This is a genomic window from Collinsella sp. TM05-38, assembly GCF_003466445.1.
Classification (GTDB): Bacteria; Actinomycetota; Coriobacteriia; order Coriobacteriales; family Coriobacteriaceae; genus Collinsella.
Genome location: NZ_QSPM01000004.1, coordinates 173,193 through 185,031 on the forward strand (window position 1 = coordinate 173,193; position 11,839 = coordinate 185,031).

10 protein-coding genes and 1 riboswitch are annotated in these 11,839 nt (G+C 58.9%); of the genes, 1 reads left to right on the forward strand and 9 read right to left on the reverse strand.

Annotated elements, in window-relative coordinates; all coding sequences use genetic code 11:
* Positions 1-648: 648 nt before the first annotated feature.
* From DXD49_RS03545 to DXD49_RS03585, 9 genes are all read right to left on the reverse strand, one after another.
* Complete coding sequence (locus DXD49_RS03545; protein WP_117794210.1) at positions 649-1,932, reverse strand: aminotransferase class III-fold pyridoxal phosphate-dependent enzyme; 1,284 nt, start codon at positions 1,930-1,932, stop codon at positions 649-651.
* Between the two features lie 69 nt (positions 1,933-2,001).
* Complete coding sequence (gene argB, locus DXD49_RS03550; protein ID WP_117794211.1) at positions 2,002-2,982, reverse strand: acetylglutamate kinase; 981 nt, start codon at positions 2,980-2,982, stop codon at positions 2,002-2,004.
* Between the two features lie 81 nt (positions 2,983-3,063).
* Entirely contained in the window at positions 3,064-4,329 is a 1,266-nt protein-coding gene (gene argJ, locus DXD49_RS03555) for a bifunctional glutamate N-acetyltransferase/amino-acid acetyltransferase ArgJ (protein WP_199568947.1), read from the reverse strand.
* 134 nt (positions 4,330-4,463) lie between these two features.
* Complete coding sequence (gene argC, locus DXD49_RS03560) at positions 4,464-5,534, reverse strand: N-acetyl-gamma-glutamyl-phosphate reductase (RefSeq protein ID WP_117794213.1); 1,071 nt, start codon at positions 5,532-5,534, stop codon at positions 4,464-4,466.
* A 258-nt stretch (positions 5,535-5,792) separates the two neighbouring features.
* The gene (locus tag DXD49_RS03565; RefSeq protein ID WP_117794214.1) at positions 5,793-6,203 is read right to left on the reverse strand and encodes a pyridoxamine 5'-phosphate oxidase family protein; all 411 of its coding nucleotides are present in this window, start codon (positions 6,201-6,203) and stop codon (positions 5,793-5,795) included.
* A gap of 176 nt (positions 6,204-6,379) precedes the next feature.
* The gene (locus tag DXD49_RS03570; RefSeq protein ID WP_117794215.1) at positions 6,380-6,826 is read right to left on the reverse strand and encodes a pyridoxamine 5'-phosphate oxidase family protein; all 447 of its coding nucleotides are present in this window, start codon (positions 6,824-6,826) and stop codon (positions 6,380-6,382) included.
* Positions 6,827-6,856: 30 nt separating this feature from the next.
* Entirely contained in the window at positions 6,857-7,657 is an 801-nt protein-coding gene (locus tag DXD49_RS03575; RefSeq protein WP_117794216.1) for an energy-coupling factor transporter transmembrane protein EcfT, read from the reverse strand.
* Positions 7,657-9,561, reverse strand: coding sequence for an energy-coupling factor transporter ATPase (locus tag DXD49_RS03580; RefSeq protein WP_117794217.1), 1,905 nt, complete (start codon positions 9,559-9,561; stop codon positions 7,657-7,659). Before DXD49_RS03580 ends, DXD49_RS03575 begins: the two co-directional genes overlap by 1 nt.
* The gene (locus tag DXD49_RS03585; RefSeq protein ID WP_117763492.1) at positions 9,558-10,148 is read right to left on the reverse strand and encodes an ECF transporter S component; all 591 of its coding nucleotides are present in this window, start codon (positions 10,146-10,148) and stop codon (positions 9,558-9,560) included. The genes DXD49_RS03580 and DXD49_RS03585 overlap by 4 nt, the downstream gene beginning before the upstream one ends.
* Before the next feature lie 5 nt (positions 10,149-10,153).
* Positions 10,154-10,346, reverse strand: a riboswitch (FMN riboswitch).
* Positions 10,347-10,454: 108 nt separating this feature from the next.
* Here DXD49_RS03585 and DXD49_RS03590 point away from each other — a divergent pair.
* Entirely contained in the window at positions 10,455-11,693 is a 1,239-nt protein-coding gene (locus DXD49_RS03590) for an MFS transporter (RefSeq protein WP_117794218.1), read from the forward strand.
* Positions 11,694-11,839: the final 146 nt, after the last annotated feature.

Below are 11,839 nucleotides of genomic sequence, written 5' to 3' on the forward strand. Positions count from 1 at the left end.
CGCACAAGGCTGGGGGTTCGAATCCCTCATCGCCCACCACTGATTTGATAGGCTCCCAGCAATGGAAGCCTTTCTTTTTTGGGCCCAGCGCATGGGATTCGAACCCGACAGGGTGCGGAGCTGAGGAAACGCGTAAGCGTTTTCCAGCGCAACACGCGAGGGCCGCAGGCCCGAAGCGGAAGCGGGCGGCGAAGCCGCACGCGGACATCCCTCATCGCCCACCACTGATTTGATAGGCTCCCAGCAATGGGAGCCTTTCTTTTTTGGGCCCAGCGCATGGGATTCGAACCCGCCAGCACGTCTGTCACAAAGGCTGTGGCCAAAAAACGGCAAATATGAGTACTGCTACTTTGTTTGCAACATATAAAAAGATAGTATTTGCTTAAGTTACGCAACATATGTCCATTATAGGGACTAACAATTGGATCAAAATCGTGCATTCATCGCCATTTCGACTTGCTATATGGCCTTATTAGTCCAAAATTGCTGCTACCAAATCGGTAACATTACTCATATTTGATGTTTTTGGCCAGCAGGTCTCCCTGCCTTAGCAAATCTAAGGCAAAACGGGCTCCAGACCGTTGAATCGTGCCGCATATGGCACACCCGCAGTCCGGAACCCGGTCCAAATTGAGTTATTGCGCCGCGTTAGCCCACGACACCCGACAGGATCTCGATCAGACTGTCCACGTCGGCTTCCTCGCAGACGAGCGGCGGCAGGAAACGCAGCGTATGGGCACCCGTAGCGTTAATCACGGCACCGGCGGCCAACGCGCGGGCAACAATATCATGCGCATCGCCTGCTGCGTCATCCAAGTCGCAGCCGAGCATCAAGCCGCGACCGCGCACCTCGGTAACGTGCGGTAACTTGGCGAGCTTTGCCTCCATATAGGCGCCTACCTTGGCAGCATGGTCGGCATAATCGCCGCGCACGAGCGCGGAGAGCGTCGCGGCGCACGCCGCGATGGCCAAGCAGCTACCGCCAAAGGTCGAACCGTGATCGCCGGGCTTAAACACGTCGGCGATCTCTTTCTTTGCCACCACGGCGCCCATAGGAACGCCGTCGGCGATGCCCTTGGCAAGACTCATGATGTCGGGCTCCACGCCATAGGTCTGGTAAGCGAACGGTTTGCCGGAGCGGAACAGACCGCACTGGACCTCGTCGGCGATAAGCACGGCGCCCACTTCGTGTGCTAGGTCGCGCGCCGCCGCCATAAACTCCTCGGTCATGGGGTGCACGCCACTCTCACCCTGGATCGGCTCGAGCATCACGGCACAAATTTCGCTTCCCAGCTGCTCAAAGATTGCACGCAGTTCATCGACATCGTTGGGCGTGCAGGCCACAAAGCCACCCGGCAGCGGGCGGAAACTATCCTGCAGCCAATCCTGCATGGTGGCGGCAATGGTCTCGAGCGTACGGCCGTGGAAGCCGCCGCGCATGCACACGATAGTGTTGCCGCCGTTACCGGCACGCTTGGCGTACAGGCGCGCAAGCTTCATCGAGCCCTCGTTGGCCTCGGCGCCGGAGTTGGCAAAGAAGGTCTCCCACACCTGCTCGTCCGCAGCCGGGGCACCAAGAGCAGCTGCTGTGGTCTCATCGCCGGCGGCAATGGCATCGGCAAGCACGCGCGCACCATCTACGTCGTCGTTAGCAAGCTTGGACAGCAGCGCCGCGACCTGGCCACGCTGCTCGATGTAGAAGTAGTTAGACACATGCAGAAGCTTTTTGGTCTGTGCCTCGAGCGCCGAGAGCACAGCCGAGTCGCCATGACCCAGGCTGCACACGCCGATGCCGGCAAGAAAGTCGAGGTACTCACGACCATCGTCACCGGTGAGCTTCATACCGTGACCTTCGACAAACTCGACCGGCGAGCGACCAAAGGTATGCATAACGTAATGGGATTCGAGCGATTGTTGAGTTGCAAGTGACATGGGATGCCTTTCGTTGGGCGCCGTACGGCGCAGGGCTATGGATGCAGGGACGCGACAACTGCGGGTCAGCTAGACCGTCTGAAGCTTCTCGACCTCGTCGAGGTTCTCGGTCAGACGCGCAGCAAACGTCGAAAGCGGATGCGGATGCGTATCGAACTCGTAAGCCGTCTCGGTGGAATGAATCACGGTGCCGACGCCGGCATCGGTCAGCAGCTCCAGCAGCAGCGAATGCGGCGTCGTGCCGTTGATGATGTGGGCTCGGAACACGCCAGCGGTAAGCGCGTCGACAGCCGCACGAAGCTTGGGGATCATGCCCTTATCGACCTCGCCGCCGTAGAGCATCTCATTAACCTCGTCGAGCGTCAGGTTGGAGATAAGTGAATCCTTGTCGCTAAAGTCCTTGTACAGGCCGTCGACGTCGGTCAAGAAAATCGCCTTGTGCGCGTGGAGCGCTGCCGCAACGGCACCGGCGGCGGTATCGGCGTTGATGTTGAAGAAGCCACCGTCCTCCCCCGCCGCGACCGTGGCGATAACGGGAATGTACTCGCTGTCGAGCAAACGCTCGATATAGTCGGTGTTGACGTGCGTGACCTTGCCTACGCGGCCGAGCTCTGGGTCGAGTGGCTCGGCGATAAGGGTACCGGCGTCGCTGCCCGACACGCCCACGGCCAGGTTGCCATGGTGGTTGAGCGCCGCGACCAGCTCCTGGTTGACCTTACCGCCCAGCACCTCGCGCACGATATCCATGGTGGCAGGCGTGGTCACACGCTGGCCGTTCTTAAACTCGACGGGGATGTCATAGTGGCTGAGCGCCTCGTTGATGGCCTTGCCGCCACCGTGCACGATAACAGGGCGCATGCCGATGATCTTGAGCAGGACGATGTCGCTCATCACGTCACGACGCAGCTGCTCGTCGACCATGGCGGCGCCACCGTACTTGATAACGACCGTCTTACCGGTCAGATTCTTAATCCACGGCAGCGCCTCGAACAGCAGCTGCGCGCTAACTTCGTTGGATTCGCTCGAGCGACAATCGCGTGCGAACTTCATAGTCTGCCTCGTCTTTCGTGTAGCAATCGCGCCGCACCTCGTTGCCCGCGATTGCAGCGGGACGCGCGGCACATCGGGAGTCTAGGAACGGTAGTCGCCGTTGATGGAGATGTACTCATGCGTGAGGTCGCAGGTCCACACGGTCGTTGCCGCGTCGCCTGCGCCCAGGTCGGCCGAAATCACGATCTCGGGCGCCTCGAAACGTCGCAAGGCCTCGTCCTCGTCAAAGGGAACAGTCAGGCCATCGCGGCAAACGGGCATACCCATCATGTCGATTGAAACGTCTTCCTGGTCAAACCGCACGCCGCACTTGCCGAGCGCCATGGCAACGCGGCCCCAGTTGCAATCGTGGCCGGCGATGCAAGTCTTAACGAGCGGCGAGTTGGCAACGGCACGGGCGGCGATATCGGCCTCCTCGTCGTTCACGGCGCCGGTAACGTTGACCGTCACGAGCTTGGATGCGCCCTCGCCGTCGGCGGCGATGTTGCGCGCCAGGCTCTCGCACACCTCGTGCACGGCAAATGCCAACTCGTCAAAGGCATCGGAGCCCTCGTCGATAGGCTCGGCATCTGCGGCGGCGCCGGAGGCAAGCATGATGCAGGTGTCGTTGGTCGAGGTGTCGGAATCGACCGTTACCTTGTTAAAGGTCTGCTTGACGGTCGAGAGCAGCAGGGCATGAAGTGCCGCCGGCTCAACGGGGGCATCGGTAGTGATGACCGCGATCATGGTGGCCATGTTGGGCATGATCATGCCCGAGCCCTTGCACATTCCTCCTACCGTATAGACATTGTCCTCATGACCCGCAGCCTCACTGACGTAGGACACGGCGTACTCCTTAGAGTGCGTGTCGGTCGTCATGATGGCGCGAGCGGCATCGGCGCCACCGTGGGCGGAGAGCGCCTCGTAGGCAGTAGGAATGGCGGTCTCAAACGTGTCGATCGGCAGAATCTGGCCAATCACACCCGTTGAGGCAACTAGAATCTGCTGGGGCTCGCAGCCGATGACCTGCGATGCGATGCTGCACGTCTCGCGCGCGCATGCAAGGCCGGTCTCACCCGTGGCGGCGTTGGCATTGCCAGAGTTGACCGAAACGCCGGCGATGATACCGTAGCCCTTGTCGGTACCACCCAGGTTGGCACGGCTCACCTGCACGGGCGCCGCGCAAAAGCGATTGGTGGTAAACACGCCGGCACCGGGACAGGGTTTATCGGGCACGACGAGGGCGTAATCCAGGCGCTCGGGATTCTTGCGGAACCCAGCGTGGATGCCTGCGGCTTTAAAACCAGCCGCAGCCGTAACGCCACCCTCGACAGCGCGAATCTTGATATCAAACAGCTCGGTATTCATCGTCTTTATGACTCCTTATGTCAAACAAAAAACGGACATCGGTTGGTGCGCCATGCCAGTCGTGATCATGAAACCAGCTTAAGAGTGGCGCCCCACTCGATGTCCGACTACCAAATCGATAACAATCGAATGTGCTACACCGGGCACGCCACTGTGGGCAAGCCTCGTCGCTCGTCAAAACCAAAGACGATATTGGCGCACTGGACCGCCTGGCCTGCTGCACCCTTGCACAGATTGTCGATGGCGCCCGTCGCCACCAGCATGCCGGCGCGCTTGTTGAGCGCGAGGCCGATCTGGGCGGCGTTGGTACCGACGACCGAAGCCGTCTTGGGCTGCTGACCGGCATCGAGTACACGCACGAAGGTGCGACCGGCGTAGAACTGCTTGTAATGGTCGACAACGTCCTCAAGGGTCAAGGTATCGATAGCCTGTGGCGTAAGCGGCATCGTTACCGTAGAGAGTAGACCGCGCTTGAGCGGTGCCAGGTGCGGGGTAAAGACGACGCGATCGGTTAGGCCCAAGATCTGCTCAATTTCGGGCGTGTGACGGTGCTTGCCCACGCCATAGGCCTCCAGGTTTTCGTCCGCGCTGCAAAAATGCGTACGGGCGTTACAGGACTTACCGGCACCCGTCACACCGCTGATAGCGTCAACGATCACGGGGCCACTCTGGGCAACCCAGCCGGCGCGCACAGCGGGCGCGGCGGCAAGGCTCGTTGCGGTGGGATAGCAACCGGCGCAGGCGACCAGCACGGGTTTGCCGTCGGCATGGTCGGATGCGGCGGCCTCCAAGTCCTGGCAGAACAGCTCGGGCAGACCAAAGGCACGGGTCTTGAGCAGCTCGGGGCTCGTGTGCTCGACGGCATACCATATCTCAAAGACGGACGGGTCGCTCAGGCGATAATCGGCCGAAAGGTCAAAGCAGGAGACACCCGCGGCGAGCAGCGCAGGCACCTGTGCCATGGCGGCAGTGTGCGGCACGGCAAGAAAGACCGCATCGCAGCTCTTGAGCTCGGGGGCGTCATGCGTGGTAAAAACCAGATCGCTTATGCCAGCAAAGCTCGGGTACACCGCGGACAGCGGCTGGCCAGCATCGGCGTTGGACGTAATGGCAACAAGCTCAAACTCGGGATGACCGAGCACGAGACGAATGAGCTCGGCACCGGCATATCCAGCCGCGCCGACGATTCCAACCTTCAAAGACATATCAGACTCCTTGTCTGCGATTTATGCACCGATGCGCATTTCTCAGCAGTCGTTATGAGGTGGGTTGAAACTTTAGCACCAAAAGATGCAAGAACACATAAATGGCTTGCATATTCATGCATTGAAACATTCCCGACACATTCGCTTGAAGGAATTGACAAATGGAGCGGGCCCCGTATTGACCGGCGCTCCTAACGGCGCCGGGCAATACGGGGCCCGCCCATGCGGATACTAAGTTGTTAAGATGAGCTAGCCTGACTACAGCTCGACCGGCACCCATTCGTCATGGTTGCAGATAAATGCCTCGGGTTCCTCCACGCTAAAGAAGACGAGTGTGGGGTCGTTAGGCCCCTCATAGTGCTCGCTCAAGCGCTCAAGATGTTTCCATCCTGCCTCGCGCATATCGGGAGCGGCCTGGTCATCCAGACCCGCACGCCCGCGCAAGATCAACCAACCATGGCCCGGCCACCAACTCGTGGCCTCAAAACGCTGATTTTGCAGCAGCTCTTGCCACACATCTTTAGTACGCGCCGTTACAAACCACAGCTTGCCGTCCTGAATCTGTGCAAACGAGAACGGACGCACATGCGGCTGCCCGTCCACACTCGTCGCCAGATACCACGCCGGCACCGACGTCAGATACTCCAAAACCGTATTCAATCCGTCCACGGTTCCTCCTGCCACTAGCTAATTTGAGATGGGTAGTTAATTTGGGACGGGGCTATTTTAGCTACCCCTTAACTGCCAATGAATTATTTGGCCAGGATAATTGTCAACTGGCATATGGGGGTAGCTAAAATAGCCCCGTCCCAAATTAACTACCCCGGAAGACTGGTTTGTGTGAGCTAGAGCTCCAGACGCTCTTCGCTGCCGTCGATATCGCAGAAGCGCACGGCAATGTTGCGGACCGAAAAGAAAGCAAGGCGGCCGTCGTTGGCGCTCTCGTGTTCCTCGCCGATGCCCACCATGTGCTTAAAACCCGCTTGACGCACCTTGTCGCTCGCAACTGCGTCGTCCTCAAGTGCGGCCTCGCCGCTCAATACGATCCAACATTCCCCCGGCTTCCAGCCCGAGAGCTCAAACTTGGGATTCGCACTCAGCTCCGCCCACACATCCTTGTCGCGCGACGTGCAAAACCACAGTTTGCCGTCATCGACCATGGCAAACGAAAACGGCCTCACGCGGGGCTGGTGCCCGTCGCTCGCATCGGTCGTGGCAAGATACCACGCCGGAATGCGCCTGAGATACAAACAGGCGCGCTCAAGCTGAGCCGTGCGGTCGTTGTCGGTCATAGGGACCCCTTTCTTGCGCTCAAATCGCGCCTAAACAAGTTGAAGATTGATGACGATGACGCAGATGAGCAGCAACGCCGTCACCACCGCCGCCAACGCATCGCCGCGGCCAAATGCAAGCGCATGCAGACGTGTGCGGCCCTGCTCGCCATGATAGCAACGGGCATCCATGGCGGCAGACAACGTCTCGGCATGACGGAACACGCCGGTGAACAGCGGAATCGCCACACTGCCGAGCATGCGCACACCGCCGAGCGGACCGCCCGTCACGCGCGCGCCGCGGCTGGCCTGCGCATCGGCCGTCTGTTTCATTTCGGTGGCAAATTGCGGCATAAACCGCAGCGCGATGCCCATAATCATGCCAAGCTCGTGTGCCGGAAGCCCCACACGCGCGAACGGTGCGAGCAGACGCTCAAAGCCCGCGGTGAGGTCGAGCGTCGGCGTGGTGAGCGTAATAGCGCTCATACCGGCCATCATCAGGGTCAGGCGGCACGCCATAAACGTCGCAGAACGCAGCGAGCCCTCGCTCACTTGCAAAAAGCCAAGCTGCCACAGGATGCGCCCGCTCTGATCGGTAAACAAGTTGAGCACCGCGACCACGACGACGATCGCCAGCAGCGGCGCCATCGACGACAGAGCGCGACGAGCCGGCACCCGAGACACGGCATAGATCAGCACAACGAAAATTGCGACCGGGGCCAGTCCGCGGAAGCCACTGACCGTGAGCGTCGTAATCAGAAACACAAAGCCCAAGAGCAACTTGGTTCGCGGGTCCAGGCGGTGGATTGCACTATCGCCGGGATAGTAGCTGCCAAACGAAAACGCCTCCATCAGCAACCCTCCTCTCGCGTGACCGTTTCGGATTTGGCCTTGTCCGAGACGTTAGAAGAACCGTCCGAGCGACCGATCAGCAAATCTGCCAACTCGTCGGCCAACGACTCAACCGTATAGAGCCCGCCGCGACGCAGCGGCACGCCCGCTTCCGCGAGCGCCAACGCCATGCGCTGAGCAGCAGGTACGCCCAAGCCGATCGACTTGAGCTCATCGGCATGCGCAAACACCTGCTCGGGGGTTCCCTCGGCAAACACCGCGCCTTCGTTCATTACGACGATACGGTCGCAGCAATTGGCCAGGTCATCCATGCTGTGCGAAACCATGACAACGGTCAGGCCATCACGGTGAAGTCGATCGATAAGCTCAAGGAAATCCCTGCGCGCAGCCGGATCGAGCCCCGCCATGGGTTCATCGAGCACCAGGACCTCGGGTTCCATGGCAAGCACGCCGGCAAACGCCACGCGGCGCTGCTGGCCGCCCGAAAGCTCAAAGGGGCTCTTGTCGCCGACCGTGGAAAGGTCGAGGCCCACGCGCGAGAGCGATGACTCGACACGACGGTCGACTTCATCTTGCGGCAAGCCAAGGTTGTGCGGACCAAACGCCACGTCCTGCGCCACGGTTTCGGCAAACAGCTGACGCTCGGGATATTGAAACACCACGCCGACCTTTGCCTTAACCGCGGCGGCGTCTTTCTTGTTTGACAGACCGAGCCCCAGCGCGCGAACGGATCCCTCCTGGGGGCGAATCAAACCGTTGAGATGCTGGATCAGCGTCGACTTACCCGAACCGGTATGACCCGCCAGGCCCAGAAACTCGCCACGACGCACCATCAACGATACATCACGCAGTGCCCACGGGCTGCTGGGGTCGTTTCCCCAGAGAGCCTGTTTGCTCGATGCGTCCGCAGTGGTCGAACGCTTGCGCCAGCGACGACGCTCGCGGGCGCTCAGCGAATAGCTATACGAAACATGGGATAGTTCGATGACGGGCTCTGGTACGTCATCTTCGTTGCTTGCCGAAACCGTACCGCCAACGATTTCCGATTGGGGTGCGGAAGACTGCCCCACGGTGCCTGCCCCACTTCGCTCGGCATAAGTCTGCGCAATCTCGGCGACCATATCCACCTCGCGCACCTGCGCATGAACGGGCACGCCCTTCGCACGAAGCTCCATGCCCAAGCAGCACGACGCTGGCATATCCAGATTGAGCTGCGCAAGTTCGTCCGCCCTCGTCAAGATTTCCTCGGGCGTACCGAGCATGGCAACGCGCCCCGCCCGAAATACCGCGACACGATCGGCCTCGGAGGCCTCTTCCATAAAGTGCGTAATCATCACGATGGTCATGCCGCGATCGTGCAACGCGTGGCAAGCCTTCATGAGGCCCTTGTGTCCACGCGGATCGAGCATCGAAGAAGCCTCGTCCAATATGAGCACGCGCGGTTCCATGGCGAGCACGCCGGCAAGCGCCACGCGCTGCTTTTGGCCGCCCGAAAGCGCATGGGTCTCGTGGCGCTCAAAGCCCACCAGACCCACGGCCTTCAGCGCCTCGCGCACGCGCTGTGCGATCTGGGCGGATTCCATCCCTAAGTTCTCGGGACCAAAGGCAACATCGTCCTCGACAAGCGTCGCCACGAGCTGGTCGTCGGGATTCTGAAACACCATGCCCGCGGTCGAGCGAATGTCGTAGACCAGCTCGGGGTCGGACGCGTCCATGCCATTGATACGTACCGTGCCCGCATCGGGCTGCAGCAGCACATTCAGATGCTTGGCAAAGGTCGACTTGCCCGACCCATTGCCACCGAGGATGCAGAAAAACTCGCCATCCTTAATGCTCAAATCGATGCCATCGAGCGCCGGTGCAGCACCGTCATAGCTAAAGGAAACGCCCCGACACTCAATCATGCGCGGCCTTTGACCTGGTCCTTTTTAGGCGTGATGAGGTTGGAGACTGCTTTATACACCGCCAACGTCAACACCGAGTTAAGCACGGTCTTGATAAGGTTGAACGGTAGTACGGCAGGAAGCATGAGCGGGGCAATCACATCGACCGAGCCATACCAGAACCAAACGCCAATGGTAAGGTTTGCGACCATAGACAGCGCTGTAGCGGCAACAACACCGAGCACCAGGCCAATCACGGCACCCTTATAGGTGTGCATCTTCTGGTAGACGATAGCCGCGGGGAGAATATAGCCCAGCGTAGCAACCAAGTTCATAAGCGCACCGACCCAATCGCCCGTGGTAAGCGCATGGATTACGATCGCCATGGCGGCAACAGCTGTGCCGGCGCCGGGACCATACGCAAACCCACACACCATCGCCGGCACCAGCGACGGGTCATACGTCAAAAACGGCGCCGAAGGAAGGATGGGTAGCTGCACATACATAAACAGGGCGCCCAGGGCGCACATCAGCGCCATGGTAACGAGCTGTTTGGTGCTCCACCTATTCGTGTTCTCAAAATGGATATGTTGCGACTGTTCAGACATAAGATCACCTGCCTCTTTCATCCGGACTCTAACCGTTGGTACTGGGATCTCACCAGTTCAGCCGGCATGCAAACCAACGCACACACGGGTCGCGGACTCATCGGCTCGGTCGCAGGCATCTCGCCTGCGCCACGGCGCCCCTTTGACACCGCCCGATTTACCGCCAGTGGGGAATTTCACCCCGCCCTGAAACAGCGCTTCAATTCTAGTTTTACAGGCATGGACATGCAATATCGTTTTTTGGTAATCAGCTTTTAATATAGGATGAGAAGGTGCATATCACGGCTATCACAAGAAGGGATCGCCATGTCAAAACCAAGCTCACGCCATCGCGCCCCCTTCTGGAAAATCGGTGTCATCGCCCTTATTTTTGGCTGGATTGCAATCTGGATATCGCGCATGATGCTCACGCCGATCTATCCAATCCTATCGGCATATTTCGACGGAGCGTCTCTCACCCAACTTGGCTTGATATCGAGCTTCTACTTTTTGGGTTATCTCCTCATGCAGATTCCATCAGGATTGCTCGCCGATCGTCTGGGTATGAAAATTATTGTGGTCCCCGGATTCATCGTATTCGGATTAGGCACCTTGGGAATGGCCCTATCCACTCGCCTATCTACGATGTACATCGCCAGTTTCTTTTCCGGATTGGGTTGTGGGACTTTTTTTGGAATTGCCTACACCGTTACTAACGTATATGTTCCCGCTCATCGACGCAGCTTGGCAACAGCACTGGTTAACAGTGGCACCGCGGTTGGATCAGGAATCGGACTCGCTTCGTCAAGCCTTCTCGTGAGCACGGGAGCTCTCCGGTGGCAGAGCTTGACTGTTGCAGCAGGCTCATTTGCGCTGATTATGGCTTTCGTTTACGCAAGAATCATGCCAGGGCAAAACTCAGCAGAAAGCCCTACCGCGCTCGAACGCAAGCTCAACAATCTAGCGAACGAAACTGCTCGCTCGTCGTTCTTCAAGCCGCCGATGATCGCTGCCTATATCCTTTATTTTTCAACCCTCTACCTTTATTACCTTATAAGCACTTGGCTGCCAAACTACCTGGGATCCGTCAGGGGATTTGAAGCATCTCTTACGGGACTTGTTTCTTCAATTGTCTTTTTTGCTGGAGTACCGGGAGCGCTCTTGTTTAGCAAGCTTGCCGATCGTTTTCCTGCAAGAAAATACCATTTTGTCATTGCACTCGAGGCGCTTGCCGTTTGCGCGCTCATGTCCACACTCGCTGCCAAGACCAATGAGGAAATCATTGCCGGCATCGCGCTCTATGGCTTCTTTGGCAAGCTCGCAGTTGAACCGATTATCATCTCTTGGCTTAACGGTTTTATCTCTCCTTGGAACACCGCAACGGCGCTGGGAACCCTCAACTTCTTTGGTATGAGCGCATCTGTTATCGCGCCATTTGTCACCGGGGCCCTAGCCGATACAACCGGCCAGGGCGATTTGGGCTTTTACGTTGCAGCGGTTGTGACGTTATTGGGAACCATCGTCTTTGGCACTGTAGCGGCGCCATACAAGAAGGGCCTTCATTAAAACGGGTTCGGAAGCAATGCTTTCGAACCCGTTAGTTAGTTTGCGGGACGCCTTTGCCGGGACAACCCTAAAAGAGGCTGTGGTTACTCGTGGATGCGGGTACCGGAGAGGCCGGCCATGGTCTCGGCGGCCTTGTCCAGGGCGCC

Bases quoted from the DNA above. Each gene is read 5' to 3' on its own strand.
- DXD49_RS03545 (WP_117794210.1), bottom strand. From the start codon at position 1,932: ATGTCACTTGCAACTCAACAATCGCTCGAATCCCATTACGTTATGCAT.
- argB (WP_117794211.1), bottom strand. From the start codon at position 2,982: ATGAAGTTCGCACGCGATTGTCGCTCGAGCGAATCCAACGAAGTTAGC.
- argJ (WP_199568947.1), bottom strand. From the start codon at position 4,329: ATGAATACCGAGCTGTTTGATATCAAGATTCGCGCTGTCGAGGGTGGC.
- argC (WP_117794213.1), bottom strand. From the start codon at position 5,534: ATGTCTTTGAAGGTTGGAATCGTCGGCGCGGCTGGATATGCCGGTGCC.
- DXD49_RS03570 (WP_117794215.1), bottom strand. From the start codon at position 6,826: ATGACCGACAACGACCGCACGGCTCAGCTTGAGCGCGCCTGTTTGTAT.
- DXD49_RS03575 (WP_117794216.1), bottom strand. From the start codon at position 7,657: ATGGAGGCGTTTTCGTTTGGCAGCTACTATCCCGGCGATAGTGCAATC.
- DXD49_RS03580 (WP_117794217.1), bottom strand. From the start codon at position 9,561: ATGATTGAGTGTCGGGGCGTTTCCTTTAGCTATGACGGTGCTGCACCG.
- DXD49_RS03585 (WP_117763492.1), bottom strand. From the start codon at position 10,148: ATGTCTGAACAGTCGCAACATATCCATTTTGAGAACACGAATAGGTGG.
- DXD49_RS03590 (WP_117794218.1), top strand. From the start codon at position 10,455: ATGTCAAAACCAAGCTCACGCCATCGCGCCCCCTTCTGGAAAATCGGT.